Here is a 17,532-nt window from a genome sequence, read left to right as displayed (position 1 = left end):
GATCGGCTCGCCGAGGACCGCGGCGCCGAGCGCCTTCCCGCCGACCGGTTCGCGGGCGACCGCCCGGATGACCGCGTCGCGGACGACCGTCGCGCCGACGCCGAAGCCACCGCGGCCTTCCCGACTCCCGGTGCGGCCTCCTGGTCGCCGCGTCACGAGGAGTCGTCCATGGCGGACACGGCATACGCCCCGCACTCCGACGACGCCGACACGCGCATCGTCCCGTCGGAGCCGTACGTCGGGGCAGCCGCCGCTGCTCAGCCTCAGCCGATCTTCGTTCAGGCTCCGGAGCCGCCGCGCGACCGCGGAAACCGCGGAACGGCCGGGGCGATCGGCCTCCTGGCGACGGTCGCCTTCGCCATCCTCTACCTCGGCACCGCGGTCGGCCTGCGCGCCATCGCCGGAGACGTCACGGGCGAGAACATCGGCGAGGCCTTCCTGGCGCCGCTGCTCACGTGGGGCTACTGGACGCCCGTCGTCGTGTTCTTCCTGGGCTTCTGGCTCCTCGGCGCGATCATCAACCGCGGCCGCTGGGGCCTCTGGGTGGTGTTCGGCATCATCGTCGGGCTCATCGCGTACGCGGGGCACATCCTCGGACAGCTCTTCGAGGCGCCGTTCTGGAAGCTCACCGCTTCGCAGGGCCTGGAGCTCGCGGGGGAGCAGCTGCTCGCCCCGCTCGCCATCGCTGCATTCGTGTTCGCCAGGGAGCTGACCATCTGGTTCGGTGCCTGGGTGGCCCGCAGCGGCGCCCGCAAGACGGAGCTGAACGCCGAGGCGCAGCGCGAGTACGAGCGCACCCTCGAAGCCGGCCCGACGCTGGCGAGGTAGTCACGCACGCCACCACGCCGAACCCCCGCGGGCCCGAGTCCGCGGGGGTTTCGCCTGTCCTCGCGGTGGTGCTCGCCTCCATCGGGTTCTTCGCGCTGTCGGTGTTCGGGCTGGGCGCGCTGAGCGTGGCGACGGATCGGGACATCATCGCGGTGGAGGGCCTCGGGCAGGTGCCGGGTGTGGTGGGCATGATCCTGGCGGTGGTCGCGTTCGCTCTGTCGCTCGGCGCGACGCTGCGGCGCCGGCGTCCGTCGTTCGGCTCCGCGCTGGTGATCGCACTCCTCACCGCGCTGGTCCATCTCGCGACGCTGTGGATTGCGGTGCTGGCTGCCGCAGAGAGCCTCATCATCGCGACGGCCGTCGCGGGAGACCTCGTCCGGGGCGGCGCTAGCGCGGTGGTCCTGGTGGCCGCGGCGATCGCGGGCTGGAGCGGTATCGCCCTCCGTCGGACCCGCAGCGAACGTCCGCGATGGCCCTGGGAGCACGACGAGGGGGAGTGACCCCCCGCAAATCCGCGCGGGGAGCGGTGACGCGCCGTACGCTGGTGTCGTGGAGCGCTCACTGGAGACGCAGGTGGACCAGGCCGTCGAGGCGTGGCTGCGCTGGGTGCCGCGCTGGGAGCCGGCCACCCACCGCGGCCGGGTCGCGCCGTGCCGTCGCTGTCTCGGTTCGCCCATCCTCGCCGCGGCCGGGATCGCGGGCGACACACCCCACGGGGTGCAGCACGGGCTGTCGACGCGCATCAAGACGATCGTCGACCACGCGGTCGCGGACTACACGGCCCGCAACCTTCCGATGCTCCAGCGCGAGCTCGACAGCCAAGCGGCCAGGAACAGAGCACGCAGCTACCGCCCGACCGAGGACCTGGCTCCCGAGTTCGAGGGCCTGCCGCTCGACCCCGAGCCGGTTCCCGGCGCACCGTTCCTGTTCACGATCGCCGGTCTCGCCGACGACTCCGCGGCGGAGCTCCCGCCGCTGCCGCCCCTGTCGGAGGAGGCGAAGATCGCGCTACGGCAGGAAGTGGCCCTCGCCGACGAGTACGCGAACCTCATCGGCCGCGAGATCTGCGGCCTGCTGCTGCGCCACCGCGTCTCCATTCAGGCGGCGGTGTCCCAGCACGTCGAACCGCAGATCGAAGCCATGCTCGCCGAACTCACGGAGTCGCTCGACTCCCCGTTCGGCCCCGACGTGAGCTGAGGCGGCGCCGGTCGCCCTCATTTGACCGCGTTGGTTACGCGGCATTACACTTGATCAGGTGTGTGCACGTCCTGACGTGCGCGCTGGGCGTCGGCCCCATGCCGGTCCGCCCCCACGGCATACCCACCACACCAAAAGCTCGCCGGTTCCGGCGTGCCGGTGGGTCATGATGTGAAACCCATCACGCTGTCACCGTGCAGCACTATGAGGAGAGAACGTGCCAACCATTCAGCAGTTGGTTCGCAAGGGTCGCTCGCCCAAGGTCTCGAAGACCAAGGCGCCGGCGCTCAAGTCGAACCCGCAGCAGGCCGGGGTCTGCACCCGCGTCTACACCACCACCCCGAAGAAGCCGAACTCGGCGATGCGCAAGGTCGCCCGTGTGAAGCTCCGCAACGGGACCGAGGTCACCGCGTACATCCCCGGTGAGGGCCACAACCTGCAGGAGCACTCGCTGGTGCTCGTCCGCGGCGGTCGCGTGAAGGACCTCCCCGGTGTGCGTTACAAGATCGTCCGTGGCGCCCTGGACACCCAGGCCGTCAAGAACCGTAAGCAGGCTCGTTCCCGCTACGGCGCGAAGAAGGGTTGAGTTAGATGCCTCGTAAGGGTCCCGCCCCGAAGCGCCCCGTCGTCAACGACCCGGTCTACGGCGCACCGATCGTCACCTCGCTGGTGAACAAGATCCTCGTCGACGGCAAGAAGTCGCTGGCCGAGTCGATCGTCTACGGCGCCCTCCGCGGTGTCGAGGCGAAGAACGGTCAGGACGCCGTCGCCACGCTCAAGAAGGCGCTCGACAACGTGCGCCCCACGCTCGAGGTCCGCAGCCGCCGCGTCGGTGGCTCGACCTACCAGGTTCCGGTCGAGGTCAAGCCGCACCGCGCGAACACCCTCGCGCTGCGCTGGCTCGTGAGCTACGCGAAGGGTCGTCGTGAGAAGACGATGACCGAGCGTCTCCAGAACGAGATCCTGGACGCGTCGAACGGCCTCGGTGCCGCGGTCAAGCGCCGCGAGGACACCCACAAGATGGCCGAGTCGAACCGCGCGTTCGCTCACTACCGCTGGTAATCAGCTCGGCCCGTCCCTCGGCCACCCGCCGAGGGACGGGCACCCCCTCTTCGCAGTACGACTGCTCCAAAAGATAAGGACACTCCTGTGGCACAAGACGTGCTCACGGACCTGAGCAAGGTCCGCAACATCGGCATCATGGCGCACATCGATGCCGGCAAGACCACGACGACCGAGCGCATCCTGTTCTACACGGGCGTCAACCACAAGCTCGGCGAGACGCACGACGGCGCCTCGACCACCGACTGGATGGAGCAGGAGAAGGAGCGCGGCATCACGATCACGTCTGCCGCCGTGACCTGCTTCTGGAACAAGAACCAGATCAACATCATCGACACCCCCGGTCACGTGGACTTCACGGTCGAGGTGGAGCGCTCGCTCCGCGTCCTCGACGGTGCGGTCGCCGTGTTCGACGGCAAGGAGGGCGTGGAGCCCCAGTCCGAGACCGTGTGGCGTCAGGCCGACAAGTACAACGTCCCCCGCATCTGCTTCGTCAACAAGATGGACAAGCTCGGCGCGGACTTCTACTTCACGGTCGACACGATCATCAACCGCCTCGGTGCCAAGCCGCTCGTGCTGCAGCTCCCGATCGGTGCCGAGAACGACTTCGTCGGCGTCATCGACCTCGTGGAGATGCGCGCACTGGTGTGGCCCGGCGACGCCAAGGGTGACGTGACCATGGGCGCCTCGTACGAGGTGCAGGAGATCCCGGCCGACCTCAAGGACAAGGCTGAGGAGTACCGCCAGCAGCTGCTGGAGACGGTCGCGGAGACCGACGAGGAGCTTCTCGAGAAGTTCTTCGGCGGCGAGGAGCTGACGGTCGCAGAGATCAAGGGCGCCATCCGCAAGATGGTCATCGCCAGCGAGATCTACCCGGTGCTCTGCGGCTCGGCGTTCAAGAACCGCGGCGTGCAGCCGATGCTGGACGCCGTCGTCGACTACCTCCCGTCCCCGCTGGACGTGCCCGCCATCGAGGCGCACGACCCGAAGGACGAGGAGAAGATCATCGAGCGTCACCCCGACGCGAAGGACCCGTTCGCGGCCCTGGCCTTCAAGGTCGCCGTGCACCCGTTCTTCGGTCGCCTGACGTACGTGCGCGTCTACTCGGGTGAGCTCGAGTCGGGCGCTCAGGTCATCAACTCGACCAAGGGCAAGAAGGAGCGCATCGGGAAGATCTTCCAGATGCACGCCAACAAGGAGAACCCGGTCGACAAGCTGACCGCCGGCAACATCTACGCCGTGATCGGACTGAAGGACACCACCACCGGTGACACCCTGGCCGACCCGCAGCAGCCGGTCGTGCTCGAGTCGATGACGTTCCCCGAGCCGGTGATCGAGGTCGCCATCGAGCCGAAGACCAAGGCCGACCAGGAGAAGCTGGGTCTCGCCATCCAGAAGCTCGCTGAGGAGGACCCGACCTTCCGCACGGAGCTCAACCCCGAGACCGGTCAGACGACCATCAAGGGCATGGGCGAGCTGCACCTCGACATCCTCGTCGACCGCATGAAGCGCGAGTTCCGCGTCGAGGCGAACGTCGGCAAGCCGCAGGTGGCGTACCGCGAGACGATCCGCAAGGCCGTCGAGAAGCACGACTACACGCACAAGAAGCAGACCGGTGGTTCGGGTCAGTTCGCCAAGATCCAGTTCAACATCGAGCCGCTCGAGCTCGACGGCGAGAAGACGTACGAGTTCGTGAACGCGGTCACGGGTGGCCGCATCCCGCGCGAGTACATCGGCTCGATCGACGCCGGTTTCCAGGACGCGATGAACGTCGGTGTCCTGGCGGGCTACCCGATGGTGGGCGTCAAGGCGACCATCGTCGACGGTGCGGCACACGACGTCGACTCCTCGGAGATGGCGTTCAAGATCGCGGGCTCCATGGGCTTCAAGGAGGCCGCGCGTCGTGCCAACCCCGTGCTGCTCGAGCCGCTGATGGCCGTCGAGGTCCGTACTCCCGAGGAGTACATGGGCGACGTCATCGGTGACCTGAACTCGCGTCGTGGCCAGATCCAGTCGATGGAGGACGCCGCCGGCGTCAAGGTCGTGCGCGCTGCGGTGCCGCTGTCCGAGATGTTCGGCTACATCGGCGACCTGCGTTCCAAGACCTCCGGTCGCGCCGTCTACTCCATGGAGTTCGACAGCTACGCCGAGGTCCCGCGCGCGGTGGCCGACGAGATCGTCCAGAAGGCCAAGGGCGAGTAACACTTCCTGGGAACAGGGCCCGCCGTCCTGTTCCCAGGTCACCTACAACTTCACATTCCCTCTCTACTAAACTGAGAACCTAACCCGTAGAGAACCGGTCGCAAACCAGTGCCCGGCACCTCTACAACGACGTCCTGAGGAGGACCCAGTGGCTAAGGCCAAGTTCGAGCGGACCAAGCCGCACGTCAACATCGGAACGATCGGTCACGTCGACCACGGCAAGACCACGCTCTCCGCAGCGATCTCGAAGGTGCTTGCTGACAAGTACCCGTCCGACACGAACGTGCAGCGTGACTTCGCTTCCATCGACTCGGCGCCGGAAGAGCGCCAGCGTGGTATCACGATCAACATCTCGCACATCGAGTACGAGACCCCGAAGCGCCACTACGCGCACGTCGACGCTCCCGGCCACGCCGACTACGTCAAGAACATGATCACGGGTGCGGCTCAGATGGACGGCGCGATCCTCGTGGTCGCCGCCACCGACGGCCCGATGGCCCAGACGCGCGAGCACGTGCTGCTCGCCAAGCAGGTCGGCGTTCCCTACCTGCTGGTCGCGCTGAACAAGTCGGACGCGGTCGACGACGAGGAGATCCTGGAGCTCGTCGAGCTCGAGGTCCGCGAGCTGCTCGCCGGCCAGGGCTTCGACGAGGACGCTCCTGTCGTCCGCGTCTCCGCTCTCAAGGCTCTCGAGGGCGACGAGAAGTGGACCCAGGCGATCCTGGACCTGATGCAGGCTGTCGACGACAGCGTTCCGGACCCGGAGCGTGACCGTGACAAGCCCTTCCTCATGCCCGTCGAGGACGTCTTCACGATCACCGGTCGTGGCACCGTCGTCACGGGTCGCGCCGAGCGTGGCACGCTGGCCATCAACTCCGAGGTCGAGATCGTGGGTCTGCGTCCGACGCAGAAGACGACCGTCACCGGTATCGAGATGTTCCACAAGCAGCTCGACGAGGCCTGGGCCGGCGAGAACTGTGGTCTGCTCCTCCGCGGCACCAAGCGCGAGGACGTGGAGCGTGGCCAGGTCATCGTGAAGCCGGGTTCGGTTACGCCGCACACCGACTTCGAGGGCACCGCGTACATCCTGTCCAAGGACGAGGGTGGCCGCCACAACCCCTTCTACACGAACTACCGCCCGCAGTTCTACTTCCGCACCACGGACGTCACCGGCGTCATCTCGCTGCCCGAGGGCACCGAGATGGTCATGCCCGGCGACACCACCGACATGACGGTCGAGCTGATCCAGCCGATCGCCATGGAGGAGGGCCTCGGCTTCGCCATCCGTGAGGGTGGTCGTACGGTCGGCGCCGGTACGGTGACGAAGATCATCAAGTAAGCATCTGCTTCCTCGCAAAGGGGTCGGACCTTCGGGTCCGGCCCCTTTGTCGTTTTCCACGCTCTAATCGGGCTTCCGCGGGCGGGGGAGGGCATGCACAATGAGTGTGTCCGGTCTCATCGGCCGGACACACACACCTCCGAAGGGGAGCCACATGGGTATCGACGACGCCGTGAACAAGGGCAAGGACCTGTACGAGCAGAACAAGGACAAGATCGCCGAGGCCGTCAAGAGCGAGCAGGCCGAGGACATCAGCGACAAGGTGCTCGACGGTGTCGCCGACTTCGCTAAGAAGATCGCTCCCGGTGCGGCCGACAAGATCGACGAGATCCGTGACAGCGCGGACAAGGCGGTCGGCAACGAGTAGCCCGAGATCGTTCACGAGCGGCGCTTCCTCCGAGGGGCGCCGCTCTTCTCGTACCCGGGCGCTCTGGAATCTCGGCACGCGCGAGCGCGAACTGGCGAACTGACGGAGAGATCGAGTAGGATGATGCAGACCGCCTGGGGATCTTGCGGTCGGGGAAACCGAAGGGGTTCGGTTTCCTGAAGCACGCGGTTCTACCGCGTTCACACTGGGGAAAACGATCTTGGGGATCATCGTGCGACGCGCGCACTCTTTGCGCCAGAGCGTCTCCCCGCCTGCGCGGCGGGTCTTCCGCCGTGCCCTCGGTCGAGGCGTCCGGCGTCCCTTCACGCTGGGCACCTCGCGTTCGGTGTGCCCCCTCGCACTGAACGCCCTCCCCAAGCGGGGCGAGGCATGGGGATGCCTCGCCCCGCGCTCCACTCGGGCCTGAGACGAGCTGCAGACCCCCGCCGAAGAGGGCGGACACGAGGCGCGACACGCCCGGGTTTGCAGAAGTGAAATCGCCCGTGGCAGAATAGACAGGTTCGATATTCCGTCGCCGCTGTGCGTGCGCCGGATCACTGCCAGGGCAGTGCATAGACGGTGCCTCTTCGGAAGCACAGGGTTCTAGGCCGCGGGTAGCAGAACACAATCCCGACACCTTCATCTCGAGGGCATCGCCGTGCGCGGCGAGGGTCGGGCATCCGTTCGCCTCCGGGCGTCCGGCTGACAGCAGAACAGTGGTGCAGCAGATCGGTTCGCAGAGCCGTTCTCGTGCCGAGGCGCAATCCGCGCCGACGTGCGTCCAATGCCCCAGGGCCACCCGGTCCAGGACGGTACGACGCTTATAGAGAGAGAGCAGACAATGGCGGGACAGAAGATCCGCATTCGCCTGAAGTCGTATGACCACGAGGTCATCGACACGTCCGCACGCAAGATCGTCGACACCGTGACCCGTGCGGGCGCGACCGTCGTCGGACCCGTGCCCCTTCCGACCGAGAAGAACGTCGTGTGCGTCATCCGGTCGCCCCACAAGTACAAGGACAGCCGCGAGCACTTCGAGATGCGCACCCACAAGCGTCTGATCGACATCGTCGACCCGACGCCCAAGGCCGTCGACTCGCTGATGCGCCTCGACCTGCCGGCCGACGTCAACATCGAGATCAAGCTCTGAGGTTCGACATGGCTGACATCAACTCCAAGGTTTCCAAGGGCATGCTGGGCACGAAGCTCGGCATGACCCAGGTGTGGAACGAGAACGGCAAGCTCGTTCCCGTCACCGTCATCGAGCTCGCGCCGAACGTGGTCACGCAGATCCGTACGCCCGAGAAGGACGGCTACAACGCCGTGCAGATCGCGTACGGCCAGATCGACCCCCGCAAGGTGAACAAGCCCCTCTCGGCTCACTTCGAGGCAGCCGGCGTCACGCCGCGTCGCCACGTGACCGAGATCCGCACGGCCGACGCCGCCGACTACTCGCTGGGCCAGGAGCTCACGGTGGACGGCACGTTCGAGGCCGGCCAGCTCGTCGACGTCGTCGGCACGAGCAAGGGCAAGGGCACCGCCGGTGTCATGAAGCGCCACAACTTCAAGGGCGTCTCCGCCTCGCACGGTGCGCACCGCAACCACCGCAAGCCCGGTTCGATCGGCGCCTCGTCGACCCCGAGCCGTGTCTTCAAGGGCATGCGCATGGCCGGCCGTATGGGTGGCGAGCGCGTGACCGTCCTCAACCTCACGGTGCACGCCATCGACATCGAGAAGGGTCTGATGCTCGTCAAGGGCGCCGTCCCCGGTGCTCGTGGCCGCATCGTCTACGTCCGCAACGCAGTGAAGGGTGCCTGATCATGGCTGACTCCACTCTCGCGCTCGACGTCCTCAAGGCAGACGGCAAGAAGGCTGGCTCGGTCGAGCTTCCCGCCGCTCTGTTCGACGTCAAGACGAACATCCCGCTCATCCACCAGGTCGTCGTCGCGCAGCTCGCGGCGGCTCGCCAGGGCACGCACTCGACCAAGCGTCGTGGCGAGGTCTCGGGTGCCGGCCGCAAGCCCTTCAAGCAGAAGGGCACGGGTAACGCCCGTCAGGGCTCGATCCGCGCGCCGCACATGACCGGCGGTGGCATCGTCCACGGCCCGAAGCCGCGTGACTACTCGCAGCGCACGCCCAAGAAGATGATCGCGGCCGCCCTCCTCGGCGCGCTCAGCGACCGCTTCCGCGGCGACCGCCTGCACGCGATCGACACGTTCGGCACCGACGGTGCTCCGTCGACCAAGGCCGCCGCGGGCTTCCTCGCCCAGGTCGCCACGTCGAAGAACGTGCTCGTGGTCATCGAGCGCGGCGACGAGCTCGCGCTCAAGAGCCTGCGCAACCTCGGCAACGTGCACCTGCTGTCGTTCGACCAGCTCAACGCCTACGACGTTCTCGTCTCCGACGACATCGTCTTCACCCAGGCCGCGCTCGAGGGCTTCATCGCCTCCAAGTCCGGCGCCAACCAGGAGGTCTCCGCATGAGCGAGCAGGCATCTGTTCTCCAGACGGCCCTGAACAAGGACCCGCGCGACATCATCCTGAAGCCGGTCGTGTCCGAGAAGAGCTACGGGCTCATCGACGAGGGTAAGTACACCTTCCTCGTCGACCCGCGCGCTTCGAAGACCGAGATCAAGCTCGCCATCGAGAAGATCTTCGGTGTCAAGGTCGCGTCGGTCAACACGATCAACCGCGTCGGCAAGGCCCGTCGCACCCGCTTCGGCACGGGCAAGCGCAAGGACACCAAGCGCGCCATCGTGAGCCTGAAGTCGGGCACCATCGACATCTTCACGGCAATCGGCTGATCCGGGGGATAAGGACAATCATGGCTATTCGCAAGTACAAGCCCACGACCCCGGGCCGTCGCGGCTCGTCAGTGGCTGACTTCGCCGAGATCACCCGATCGACGCCGGAGAAGTCGCTGCTGCGCCCGCTCTCGAAGACCGGTGGTCGCAACAACCAGGGCCGCATCACGACCCGTCACATCGGTGGTGGCCACAAGCGCCAGTACCGCGTCATCGACTTCCGTCGCAATGACAAGGACGGCGTGAACGCCCGTGTCGCTCACATCGAGTACGACCCCAACCGCACCGCGCGCATCGCGCTCCTGCACTACTTCGACGGCGAGAAGCGCTACATCCTCGCGCCGGCGAAGCTGAACCAGGGCGACATCGTCGAGTCGGGCCCCGCGGCGGACATCAAGCCGGGAAACAACCTCCCGCTGAAGAACATCCCCACGGGTACCGTCATCCACGCCATCGAGCTCCGCCCCGGCGGCGGCGCGAAGATGGCGCGCTCGGCCGGTGCATCCGTCCGCCTCGTGGCGAAGGACGGCCCCTACGCCCAGCTGCGTCTGCCCTCCGGCGAGATCCGCAACGTCGATGCGCGCTGCCGCGCGACCATCGGCGAGGTCGGCAACGCCGAGCAGTCGAACATCAACTGGGGCAAGGCCGGCCGCATGCGCTGGAAGGGCGTCCGCCCGACCGTCCGTGGTGTCGCGATGAACCCGGTCGACCACCCGCACGGTGGTGGTGAGGGCAAGACGTCCGGTGGTCGTCACCCGGTCTCCCCGTGGGGTCAGGCCGAGGGTCGCACCCGTCACGCCAACAAGGAAAGCGACAAGTACATCGTGCGTCGTCGCAACGCCGGCAAGAAGCGCAAGTAGGAGTAAGAGAAGATGCCTCGCAGTCTTAAGAAGGGCCCCTTCGTCGACGAGCACCTGCTTCGCAAGGTGGTCGTGCAGAACGAAGCCGGCACCAAGAACGTCATCAAGACCTGGTCCCGTCGGTCCATGATCATCCCGGCCATGCTGGGTCACACGATCGCGGTCCACGACGGACGCAAGCACATCCCCGTGTTCGTGTCCGAGACCATGGTCGGTCACAAGCTGGGCGAGTTCGCGCCCACCCGCACCTTCCGCGGCCACGAGAAGGACGACAAGAAGGGCCGTCGCCGCTGACGCGGGGACGATAGAGGAGAGAGAAATGGTGGAGTCCATCGCACGCGTGCGACACATCCGCGTGACCCCTCAGAAGGCTCGTCGTGTCGTCGCGCTCATCAAGGGCAAGCAGGCCCAGGAAGCTCTCGCGATCTTGAAGTTCGCGCAGCAGAGCGCCAGTGAGCCGATCTACAAGCTTGTCGCGTCGGCCATGGCCAACGCGCAGGTCAAGGCGGATCGTGACGGCGAGTACCTCGACGAGCAGGACCTGTACGTGAAGAACGCGTACGTGGACGAGGGCACGACGCTCAAGCGTTTCCAGCCCCGTGCACAGGGTCGCGCTTTCCAGATCAAGAAGCGCACGAGCCACATCACGGTCGTGCTCTCGACGCCGGAGGCGGCTCCTGCCGCGGCCGGCGACAGCAACAAGAAGGCGAGCAAGTAATGGGACAGAAGGTCAACCCGTACGGCTTCCGCCTCGGCATCACCACGGACCACGTGTCGCGCTGGTTCTCCGACTCGACGAAGCCGGGTCAGCGTTACGCCGACTACGTGGCCGAGGACATCAAGATCCGTCGCCTGCTGCAGACGCAGCTCGACCGCGCCGGCGTCTCGAACATCGAGATCGAGCGCACCCGTGACCGCGTCCGCGTCGACATCCACACCGCCCGTCCGGGCATCGTGATCGGTCGTCGTGGTGCAGAGGCCGAGCGCATCCGCGGCGACCTCGAGAAGCTCACGGGCAAGCAGATCCAGCTGAACATCCTCGAGGTCAAGAACCCCGAGGCCGACGCTCAGCTGGTCGCGCAGGGCATCGCCGAGCAGCTCTCTGCTCGTGTGGCGTTCCGTCGCGCGATGCGCAAGGGTCTGCAGGGCGCTCAGCGCGCCGGCGCCAAGGGCATCCGCATCCAGGTCTCGGGCCGTCTCGGCGGCGCTGAGATGAGCCGCTCGGAGTTCTACCGCGAGGGTCGTGTGCCGCTGCACACGCTGCGCGCGAACATCGACTACGGCTTCTACGAGGCCAAGACCACCTTCGGCCGCATCGGCGTGAAGGTGTGGATCTACAAGGGCGACCTCACCGCCAAGGAGCTCGCACGCGAGCAGGCCAACGCGCCGAAGTCGCGCCGCGACGACCGTGGTGACCGCCGCCGTGCCCCGCGCAACGAGGCACCTGTTGCAGAAGGAGCTTCGGCATAATGCTCATCCCCCGTAAGGTCAAGTACCGCAAGCAGCACCACCCGGGTCGCTCGGGTCAGGCCACCGGCGGCACGAAGGTCTCCTTCGGCGAGTTCGGCATCCAGGCCCTCACGCCCGCGTACGTGACGAACCGTCAGATCGAGTCCGCTCGTATCGCGATGACCCGTCACATCAAGCGTGGCGGCAAAGTGTGGATCAACATCTACCCGGACCGTCCGCTCACGAAGAAGCCGGCCGAGACCCGCATGGGTTCCGGTAAGGGTTCCCCCGAGTGGTGGGTCGCCAACGTCAAGCCGGGCCGCGTCCTCTTCGAGGTCGCGGGTGTCGACGAGCAGCTCGCTCGCGAGGCACTGACCCGTGCAATCCACAAGCTGCCGCTCAAGGCACGCATCATCAAGCGCGAGGAGGGCGACGCGTAATGGCGATCGGCACCAAGGAGCTCGCTCCGGCAGAGCTCGACACGTTCGAAGACCAGCGCCTCGTTGAGGAGCTGCGTAAGGCCAAGGAGGAGCTGTTCAACCTCCGTTTCCAGTCGGCCACCGGCCAGCTGGAGAGCCACGGCCGCATCCGCGCCGTCAAGCGCGACATCGCGCGCCTGTACACCGTGATCCGCGAGCGTGAGCTGGGCATCCGTGCGACGCCCGCTCCGGTCGAGGCTCCCGCGAAGAAGGCGACCAAGTCGAAGGCGAAGAAGGCGGACGCCGCCGACGACGCCGTGAAGGAAGAGGCTGAGTGATGGCCACCAAGAAGGAAGCTGCCGTCGAGGTTGAGCACGCCGCTCACGACGTGCGCGACGCGGACGCCCGCGGGTACCGCAAGGCCCGTCGCGGCTACGTCGTCAGCGACAAGATGGACAAGACCATCGTCGTCGAGGTGGAGGACCGCGTGAAGCACCCGCTTTACGGCAAGGTCATCCGCCGCACGTCGAAGGTCAAGGCGCACGATGAGGCGAACACCGCCGGCATCGGCGACCTGGTCCTGATCAACGAGACCCGCCCGCTGAGCGCCACGAAGCGCTGGCGCCTGGTGGAGATTCTGGAGAAGGCCAAGTGATTCAGCAGGAGTCCCGACTCAAGGTCGCCGACAACACCGGCGCCAAGGAGCTGCTCACGATCCGCGTTCTCGGTGGTTCGCGCCGCCGCTACGCGGGCCTGGGCGACACCATCGTCGCGACCGTCAAGGACGCGATCCCCGGTGGCAACGTCAAGAAGGGCGACGTCGTCAAGGCGGTCATCGTCCGCACCAAGAAGGAGGTCCGTCGTCCGGACGGCTCCTACATCAAGTTCGACGAGAACGCCGCCGTCATCCTGAAGAACGACGGGGAGCCCCGCGGCACCCGTATCTTCGGCCCGGTCGGCCGTGAGCTTCGCGACAAGAAGTTCATGAAGATCGTCTCGCTGGCACCGGAGGTCATCTGATCATGGCGAAGATCAAGAAGGGCGACCTGGTTCAGGTCATCTCGGGCGCCAAGCCCGAGCGTGGTGGCGACCGCGGCAAGCAGGGCAAGGTGCTCGACATCCTCGTCGAGCAGAACCGTGTCGTCGTCGAGGGCGTCAACTACGTCACCAAGCACACCCGCGTCGGTCAGACGCAGCGTGGCACCAAGACGGGTGGCCTCGAGACCGTCGAGGCGCCCATCCACATCTCGAACGTCGCACTCGTCGACCCCTCGACCAAGAAGCCGACCAAGGTCGGCCACCGGGTCGAGGAGCAGACCAAGGACGGCGTCAAGCGCACCGTCCGCGTGCGGTACGCGAAGAAGAGCGGTAAGGACCTCTGATGGCAACGACCGACGCTGCGGTGGCTGGCAAGATCCAGCCCCGCCTGAAGGCGAAGTACAACGCCGAGATCAAGAAGGCTCTGCAGGACGAGTTCGGCTACTCGAACGTCATGCAGATCCCCGGCCTGGTCAAGGTGGTCGTGAACACCGGTGTCGGCGAGGCGGCTCGCGACAGCAAGGTGATCGATGGTGCGGTCGAGGACCTCACCCGCATCACCGGTCAGAAGCCGATCGTCACGAAGGCTCGCAAGTCGATCGCGCAGTTCAAGCTGCGTGAGGGACAGGCCATCGGCGCGCACGTCACCCTCCGCGGTGACCGCGCGTGGGAGTTCGTGGACCGTCTGGTGTCGCTCGCTCTGCCCCGCATCCGCGACTTCCGCGGTCTGTCGGCCAAGCAGTTCGACGGCAACGGCAACTACACGTTCGGTCTCCAGGAGCAGAGCGTGTTCCACGAGATCGATCAGGACAAGATCGACCGCGTCCGGGGCTTCGACATCACCGTCGTGACCTCGGCGAAGACGGACGACGAGGGCCGCGCGCTTCTGCGTCACCTCGGCTTCCCGTTCCGCGCGGACGACGCTCAGGCGTAACACCGTCGACGGGCTCAGTGGTCTCGTGTCACTGAGCCCGTCGATGTGCACGTACAATTGAAGATTGCGTGCTCATCGCAGGCCGTCTGTCGTGTAACGGCAGCCGGAACCTCATGAACGAAAGTAGACAACCATGACAATGACAGACCCGGTCGCAGACATGCTGACCCGTCTGCGCAACGCGAACTCGGCGCACCACGACTCCGTGACCCTGCCGTCGAGCAAGCTCAAGACGCACATCGCGGAGATCCTCCAGCAGGAGGGCTACATCGCCGGTTGGGAGACGTCCGACGCGCGCGTGGGCAAGAACCTCACGCTGACGCTGAAGTACGGCCCGAACCGCGAGCGCTCCATCGCGGGCATCAAGCGCGTGTCGAAGCCCGGCCTTCGCGTGTACGCGAAGTCCACCGAGATCCCCACGGTCCTCGGCGGCCTCGGCGTGGCCATCCTGTCCACCTCCTCCGGTCTCCTCACGGACCGCCAGGCTGAGCAGAAGGGCGTGGGCGGAGAAGTTCTCGCCTACGTGTGGTAATCCGAAATGTCGCGTATTGGACGACTTCCCATCGACGTTCCCGCGGGCGTGACCGTTTCGGTCGACGGCCGTGAGGTCGCGGTGAAGGGCCCCAAGGGTGAGCTCACCCTCACGGTGGCCAGCCCCATCGAGGTGTCGGTCGAGGAGAACCAGGTTCTCGTCACCCGCCCCGACGACGAGCGCGAGTCCCGGTCGCTTCACGGCCTGACCCGCACGCTCATCAACAACAACATCATCGGCGTGACCCAGGGCTACTCCAAGGGTCTCGAGGTCGTCGGCACCGGTTACCGCGTGCAGCAGAAGGGCAGCTCGGTCGAGTTCGCCCTCGGCTTCTCGCACCCGGTCCTGATCGACCCGCCCGCCGGCATCACGCTCACGGTCGAGGGCACGAACAAGCTCACCGTCAGCGGGATCGACAAGCAGGCCGTCGGTGAGGCGGCTGCGAACATCCGCAAGATCCGCAAGCCCGAGCCGTACAAGGGCAAGGGTGTGCGCTACGCCGGCGAGGTCGTGCGTCGCAAGGCCGGAAAGGCTGGTAAGTAACCATGGCTGTGAAGTCGAAGTCCGACGCCCGCGCGCGTCGTCACGCCCGTCTTCGCAAGAAGATCGTGGGCACCGAGGCGCGTCCGCGTCTCGTCGTCAACCGTTCGGCGCGTCACGTCTTCGTGCAGCTCGTCGACGACAGCAAGGGTCACACGGTCGCGTCGGCATCGACGCTCGAGACCGACCTGCGCTCGCTCGAGGGCGACAAGACCGCCAAGGCTCGCAAGGTCGGCGAGCTGCTCGCCGAGCGTGCGAAGGCTGCCGGCGTTTCCGAGGCTGTGTTCGACCGTGGCGGCAACCGCTACGCGGGTCGTGTCGCCGCCATCGCCGACGGCGCCCGTGAAGGGGGTCTGGCACTGTGAGTGACAACAAGGAGAACGAAGTGACCGAAGCGGCAGCTGCCACTTCCGAGACGGCCGCCGGCACCACGCAGGCTGAGCCGACTCGTGACCAGCGGGACGGCCGCCGCGGCGGACGTGACCGCAACCAGGGCGGCCGCGACCGCAACTCGCGCGACCGCGGCGACAACCAGTTCCTGGAGCGCGTCGTCACCATCAACCGCGTCTCGAAGGTCGTGAAGGGTGGTCGTCGCTTCAGCTTCACCGCTCTCGTGGTCGTCGGTGACGGCAACGGTCTGGTGGGCGTCGGCTACGGCAAGGCCCGCGAGGTCCCCCTGGCGATCTCGAAGGGTGTCGAAGAGGCCAAGCGCAACTTCTTCCGCGTGCCCCGCGTCGGCAGCACCATCCCGCACCCCGTGCAGGGTGAGTCGGCCGCCGGTGTCGTGCTGCTGCGTCCGGCCGCTGCCGGTACCGGTGTGATCGCCGGTGGTCCGGTCCGCGCCGTGCTCGAGTGCGCTGGTATCCACGACGTGCTGTCCAAGTCGCTCGGCTCGTCGAACACGATCAACATCGTGCACGCGACGGTCACCGCCCTGAAGGAGCTCGAGGAGCCCCGCGCCGTCGCCGCACGTCGTGGTCTCGAGTTCGACCAGGTCGCCCCGGCGCGTCTCGTCCGCGCCGAGGCCGAGGCCATCGCCGCACAGAAGGTAGGTGCCTGATGGCCGCGCGACTCAAGGTCACGCAGATCAAGTCCAAGGTGAGCGAGAAGCAGAACCAGCGCGACACGCTGCGCAGCCTCGGTCTCAAGCGGATCGGTGACAGCACCGTCCGCCCCGACGACGCGCAGACGCGCGGCTACGTCAAGACCGTCGCCCACCTCGTCAAGGTTGAGGAGATCGACTAATGGCTGAGAAGAACGACGCCGCCGTCGAGGCCGAGAAGGCCCCGAAGAAGGCTGCCGCTCCCAAGGCTGCTGCTGAGAAGAAGCCCGCTGCGAAGAAGGCGCCGGCCAAGACGGCCGCCTCCGACGCGAAGGCCGACGCCGCCGCGAAGCCGGTTGCGAAGAAGGCCGCGCCGAAGAAGGACGCTCCTGCGTCCCGCCCCGGCGTGCTCAAGGTGCACCACCTGCGTCCTGTCCCCGGCGCCAACACCGCCAAGACCCGTGTGGGTCGCGGTGAGGGCTCGAAGGGCAAGACCGCCGGTCGCGGCACGAAGGGCACGAAGGCCCGCAACACCGTGCGCGTCGGCTTCGAGGGTGGGCAGATGCCGCTGCACATGCGCACCCCGAAGCTGCGCGGGTTCAAGAACCCGTTCCGCGTCGAGTACCAGGTCGTCAACCTGGAGAAGCTCGCGGAGCTCTACCCCCAGGGCGGCGACGTGACCGTCAGCGACCTGGTGGCCAAGGGTGCGGTCCGCAAGAACGAGAAGGTCAAGGTTCTCGGCAACGGCGACATCGCCGTGAAGCTCACCGTCGCGGTCGACAAGGTCTCGGGTTCCGCCGAGCAGAAGATCGTGGCTGCGGGCGGATCCGTCAAGTAACCACCGCAGAAGAGGGGTCGGAGATTCTCCGGCCCCTCTTCTGATTCGGCAGGCGGGCAGGCGGCGACGCCGCAATCGCAGA

At 66.7% G+C, this 17,532-nt stretch carries 28 protein-coding genes; all 28 read left to right on the top strand.

What is annotated here, in order from left to right; all coding sequences use genetic code 11:
* A partial coding sequence (locus DW309_RS15800) for an ABC transporter (RefSeq protein ID WP_205812821.1) occupies positions 1 to 828 on the top strand: 828 nt, incomplete at its 5' end.
* A 65-nt stretch (positions 829 to 893) separates the two neighbouring features.
* Positions 894 to 1,328 carry a DUF6121 family protein gene (locus tag DW309_RS15795; RefSeq protein ID WP_206252865.1) on the top strand — a complete coding sequence of 145 codons (435 nt, stop codon included), beginning with the start codon at positions 894 to 896 and terminating at the stop codon, positions 1,326 to 1,328.
* 49 nt (positions 1,329 to 1,377) lie between these two features.
* Positions 1,378 to 2,025 carry a spermidine/putrescine ABC transporter substrate-binding protein gene (locus DW309_RS15790; protein WP_205812819.1) on the top strand — a complete coding sequence of 216 codons (648 nt, stop codon included), beginning with the start codon at positions 1,378 to 1,380 and terminating at the stop codon, positions 2,023 to 2,025.
* A gap of 217 nt (positions 2,026 to 2,242) precedes the next feature.
* A complete protein-coding gene (gene rpsL / locus DW309_RS15785; protein ID WP_013584051.1) occupies positions 2,243 to 2,611 on the top strand; it encodes a 30S ribosomal protein S12 in 369 nt (122 codons plus the stop codon).
* A 5-nt stretch (positions 2,612 to 2,616) separates the two neighbouring features.
* Positions 2,617 to 3,087, top strand: a complete 471-nt coding sequence (rpsG, locus tag DW309_RS15780) for a 30S ribosomal protein S7 (RefSeq protein WP_017201608.1) — start codon at positions 2,617 to 2,619, stop codon at positions 3,085 to 3,087.
* Positions 3,088 to 3,174: 87 nt separating this feature from the next.
* Positions 3,175 to 5,289 carry an elongation factor G gene (gene fusA / locus DW309_RS15775; protein WP_136028870.1) on the top strand — a complete coding sequence of 705 codons (2,115 nt, stop codon included), beginning with the start codon at positions 3,175 to 3,177 and terminating at the stop codon, positions 5,287 to 5,289.
* 148 nt (positions 5,290 to 5,437) lie between these two features.
* On the top strand, positions 5,438 to 6,628 hold the full coding sequence (tuf, locus tag DW309_RS15770; protein ID WP_136028873.1) for an elongation factor Tu: 1,191 nt from the start codon (positions 5,438 to 5,440) through the stop codon (positions 6,626 to 6,628).
* A 154-nt stretch (positions 6,629 to 6,782) separates the two neighbouring features.
* Positions 6,783 to 6,995, top strand: coding sequence for a hypothetical protein (locus tag DW309_RS15765; protein WP_105723378.1), 213 nt, complete (start codon positions 6,783 to 6,785; stop codon positions 6,993 to 6,995).
* Between the two features lie 841 nt (positions 6,996 to 7,836).
* Positions 7,837 to 8,145: a 30S ribosomal protein S10 gene (gene rpsJ / locus DW309_RS15760; protein ID WP_017201594.1), complete on the top strand. Its 309-nt coding sequence runs from the start codon at positions 7,837 to 7,839 to the stop codon at positions 8,143 to 8,145.
* An 8-nt stretch (positions 8,146 to 8,153) separates the two neighbouring features.
* Positions 8,154 to 8,813 carry a 50S ribosomal protein L3 gene (rplC, locus tag DW309_RS15755; RefSeq protein WP_136028875.1) on the top strand — a complete coding sequence of 220 codons (660 nt, stop codon included), beginning with the start codon at positions 8,154 to 8,156 and terminating at the stop codon, positions 8,811 to 8,813.
* Positions 8,814 to 8,815: 2 nt separating this feature from the next.
* Positions 8,816 to 9,478: a 50S ribosomal protein L4 gene (rplD, locus tag DW309_RS15750; RefSeq protein WP_136028877.1), complete on the top strand. Its 663-nt coding sequence runs from the start codon at positions 8,816 to 8,818 to the stop codon at positions 9,476 to 9,478.
* Positions 9,475 to 9,798, top strand: a complete 324-nt coding sequence (gene rplW, locus DW309_RS15745) for a 50S ribosomal protein L23 (RefSeq protein WP_025102406.1) — start codon at positions 9,475 to 9,477, stop codon at positions 9,796 to 9,798. The genes rplD and rplW overlap by 4 nt, the downstream gene beginning before the upstream one ends.
* Positions 9,799 to 9,818: 20 nt before the next feature.
* Positions 9,819 to 10,658: a 50S ribosomal protein L2 gene (gene rplB, locus DW309_RS15740; RefSeq protein ID WP_136028879.1), complete on the top strand. Its 840-nt coding sequence runs from the start codon at positions 9,819 to 9,821 to the stop codon at positions 10,656 to 10,658.
* A gap of 12 nt (positions 10,659 to 10,670) precedes the next feature.
* On the top strand, positions 10,671 to 10,952 hold the full coding sequence (gene rpsS, locus DW309_RS15735; protein WP_017201589.1) for a 30S ribosomal protein S19: 282 nt from the start codon (positions 10,671 to 10,673) through the stop codon (positions 10,950 to 10,952).
* A gap of 25 nt (positions 10,953 to 10,977) precedes the next feature.
* Entirely contained in the window at positions 10,978 to 11,376 is a 399-nt protein-coding gene (gene rplV, locus DW309_RS15730; RefSeq protein WP_025102404.1) for a 50S ribosomal protein L22, read from the top strand.
* A complete protein-coding gene (gene rpsC, locus DW309_RS15725; RefSeq protein ID WP_025102403.1) occupies positions 11,376 to 12,128 on the top strand; it encodes a 30S ribosomal protein S3 in 753 nt (250 codons plus the stop codon). Before rplV ends, rpsC begins: the two co-directional genes overlap by 1 nt.
* Positions 12,128 to 12,547 (top strand): 50S ribosomal protein L16, encoded by a 420-nt coding sequence (gene rplP / locus DW309_RS15720; protein ID WP_025102402.1) that lies wholly within the window; start codon positions 12,128 to 12,130, stop codon positions 12,545 to 12,547. Before rpsC ends, rplP begins: the two co-directional genes overlap by 1 nt.
* Positions 12,547 to 12,864 carry a 50S ribosomal protein L29 gene (gene rpmC, locus DW309_RS20165; RefSeq protein ID WP_067121112.1) on the top strand — a complete coding sequence of 106 codons (318 nt, stop codon included), beginning with the start codon at positions 12,547 to 12,549 and terminating at the stop codon, positions 12,862 to 12,864. Before rplP ends, rpmC begins: the two co-directional genes overlap by 1 nt.
* Positions 12,864 to 13,181 carry a 30S ribosomal protein S17 gene (gene rpsQ / locus DW309_RS15710; RefSeq protein WP_136028883.1) on the top strand — a complete coding sequence of 106 codons (318 nt, stop codon included), beginning with the start codon at positions 12,864 to 12,866 and terminating at the stop codon, positions 13,179 to 13,181. The genes rpmC and rpsQ overlap by 1 nt, the downstream gene beginning before the upstream one ends.
* The gene (rplN, locus tag DW309_RS15705) at positions 13,178 to 13,546 is read left to right on the top strand and encodes a 50S ribosomal protein L14 (RefSeq protein ID WP_102191664.1); all 369 of its coding nucleotides are present in this window, start codon (positions 13,178 to 13,180) and stop codon (positions 13,544 to 13,546) included. Before rpsQ ends, rplN begins: the two co-directional genes overlap by 4 nt.
* A gap of 2 nt (positions 13,547 to 13,548) precedes the next feature.
* Positions 13,549 to 13,908: a 50S ribosomal protein L24 gene (rplX, locus tag DW309_RS15700; RefSeq protein WP_136028885.1), complete on the top strand. Its 360-nt coding sequence runs from the start codon at positions 13,549 to 13,551 to the stop codon at positions 13,906 to 13,908.
* Positions 13,908 to 14,498, top strand: coding sequence for a 50S ribosomal protein L5 (gene rplE / locus DW309_RS15695; RefSeq protein WP_136028887.1), 591 nt, complete (start codon positions 13,908 to 13,910; stop codon positions 14,496 to 14,498). The genes rplX and rplE overlap by 1 nt, the downstream gene beginning before the upstream one ends.
* A gap of 133 nt (positions 14,499 to 14,631) precedes the next feature.
* Complete coding sequence (gene rpsH / locus DW309_RS15690; RefSeq protein ID WP_136028890.1) at positions 14,632 to 15,030, top strand: 30S ribosomal protein S8; 399 nt, start codon at positions 14,632 to 14,634, stop codon at positions 15,028 to 15,030.
* Positions 15,031 to 15,036: 6 nt separating this feature from the next.
* Complete coding sequence (gene rplF, locus DW309_RS15685) at positions 15,037 to 15,573, top strand: 50S ribosomal protein L6 (RefSeq protein WP_136028892.1); 537 nt, start codon at positions 15,037 to 15,039, stop codon at positions 15,571 to 15,573.
* A gap of 2 nt (positions 15,574 to 15,575) precedes the next feature.
* On the top strand, positions 15,576 to 15,935 hold the full coding sequence (gene rplR / locus DW309_RS15680) for a 50S ribosomal protein L18 (protein WP_136028894.1): 360 nt from the start codon (positions 15,576 to 15,578) through the stop codon (positions 15,933 to 15,935).
* Between the two features lie 20 nt (positions 15,936 to 15,955).
* The gene (rpsE, locus tag DW309_RS15675; protein ID WP_200838869.1) at positions 15,956 to 16,630 is read left to right on the top strand and encodes a 30S ribosomal protein S5; all 675 of its coding nucleotides are present in this window, start codon (positions 15,956 to 15,958) and stop codon (positions 16,628 to 16,630) included.
* Entirely contained in the window at positions 16,630 to 16,815 is a 186-nt protein-coding gene (rpmD, locus tag DW309_RS15670) for a 50S ribosomal protein L30 (protein ID WP_067121122.1), read from the top strand. The genes rpsE and rpmD overlap by 1 nt, the downstream gene beginning before the upstream one ends.
* Positions 16,815 to 17,450: a 50S ribosomal protein L15 gene (rplO, locus tag DW309_RS15665; RefSeq protein WP_136045905.1), complete on the top strand. Its 636-nt coding sequence runs from the start codon at positions 16,815 to 16,817 to the stop codon at positions 17,448 to 17,450. Before rpmD ends, rplO begins: the two co-directional genes overlap by 1 nt.
* Positions 17,451 to 17,532 lie beyond the last annotated feature (82 nt).

This window comes from Microbacterium sp. K41, from assembly GCF_004794395.1.
In the GTDB taxonomy this organism is placed as follows: Bacteria; Actinomycetota; Actinomycetes; order Actinomycetales; family Microbacteriaceae; genus Microbacterium; species Microbacterium sufflavum.
The sequence above is the reverse complement of the archived record's forward strand: the minus strand, read 5'-3'. Positions and strand labels throughout refer to the sequence as shown.

Bases quoted from the DNA above. Each gene is read 5' to 3' on its own strand.
- rpsG (WP_017201608.1), top strand. From the start codon at position 2,617: ATGCCTCGTAAGGGTCCCGCCCCGAAGCGCCCCGTCGTCAACGACCCG.
- DW309_RS15765 (WP_105723378.1), top strand. From the start codon at position 6,783: ATGGGTATCGACGACGCCGTGAACAAGGGCAAGGACCTGTACGAGCAG.
- rpsJ (WP_017201594.1), top strand. From the start codon at position 7,837: ATGGCGGGACAGAAGATCCGCATTCGCCTGAAGTCGTATGACCACGAG.
- rplC (WP_136028875.1), top strand. From the start codon at position 8,154: ATGGCTGACATCAACTCCAAGGTTTCCAAGGGCATGCTGGGCACGAAG.
- rplD (WP_136028877.1), top strand. From the start codon at position 8,816: ATGGCTGACTCCACTCTCGCGCTCGACGTCCTCAAGGCAGACGGCAAG.
- rplW (WP_025102406.1), top strand. From the start codon at position 9,475: ATGAGCGAGCAGGCATCTGTTCTCCAGACGGCCCTGAACAAGGACCCG.
- rplB (WP_136028879.1), top strand. From the start codon at position 9,819: ATGGCTATTCGCAAGTACAAGCCCACGACCCCGGGCCGTCGCGGCTCG.
- rpsS (WP_017201589.1), top strand. From the start codon at position 10,671: ATGCCTCGCAGTCTTAAGAAGGGCCCCTTCGTCGACGAGCACCTGCTT.
- rplV (WP_025102404.1), top strand. From the start codon at position 10,978: ATGGTGGAGTCCATCGCACGCGTGCGACACATCCGCGTGACCCCTCAG.
- rpsC (WP_025102403.1), top strand. From the start codon at position 11,376: ATGGGACAGAAGGTCAACCCGTACGGCTTCCGCCTCGGCATCACCACG.
- rplP (WP_025102402.1), top strand. From the start codon at position 12,128: ATGCTCATCCCCCGTAAGGTCAAGTACCGCAAGCAGCACCACCCGGGT.
- rpmC (WP_067121112.1), top strand. From the start codon at position 12,547: ATGGCGATCGGCACCAAGGAGCTCGCTCCGGCAGAGCTCGACACGTTC.
- rpsQ (WP_136028883.1), top strand. From the start codon at position 12,864: ATGGCCACCAAGAAGGAAGCTGCCGTCGAGGTTGAGCACGCCGCTCAC.
- rplX (WP_136028885.1), top strand. From the start codon at position 13,549: ATGGCGAAGATCAAGAAGGGCGACCTGGTTCAGGTCATCTCGGGCGCC.
- rplE (WP_136028887.1), top strand. From the start codon at position 13,908: ATGGCAACGACCGACGCTGCGGTGGCTGGCAAGATCCAGCCCCGCCTG.
- rpsH (WP_136028890.1), top strand. From the start codon at position 14,632: ATGACAATGACAGACCCGGTCGCAGACATGCTGACCCGTCTGCGCAAC.
- rplF (WP_136028892.1), top strand. From the start codon at position 15,037: ATGTCGCGTATTGGACGACTTCCCATCGACGTTCCCGCGGGCGTGACC.
- rplR (WP_136028894.1), top strand. From the start codon at position 15,576: ATGGCTGTGAAGTCGAAGTCCGACGCCCGCGCGCGTCGTCACGCCCGT.
- rpmD (WP_067121122.1), top strand. From the start codon at position 16,630: ATGGCCGCGCGACTCAAGGTCACGCAGATCAAGTCCAAGGTGAGCGAG.
- rplO (WP_136045905.1), top strand. From the start codon at position 16,815: ATGGCTGAGAAGAACGACGCCGCCGTCGAGGCCGAGAAGGCCCCGAAG.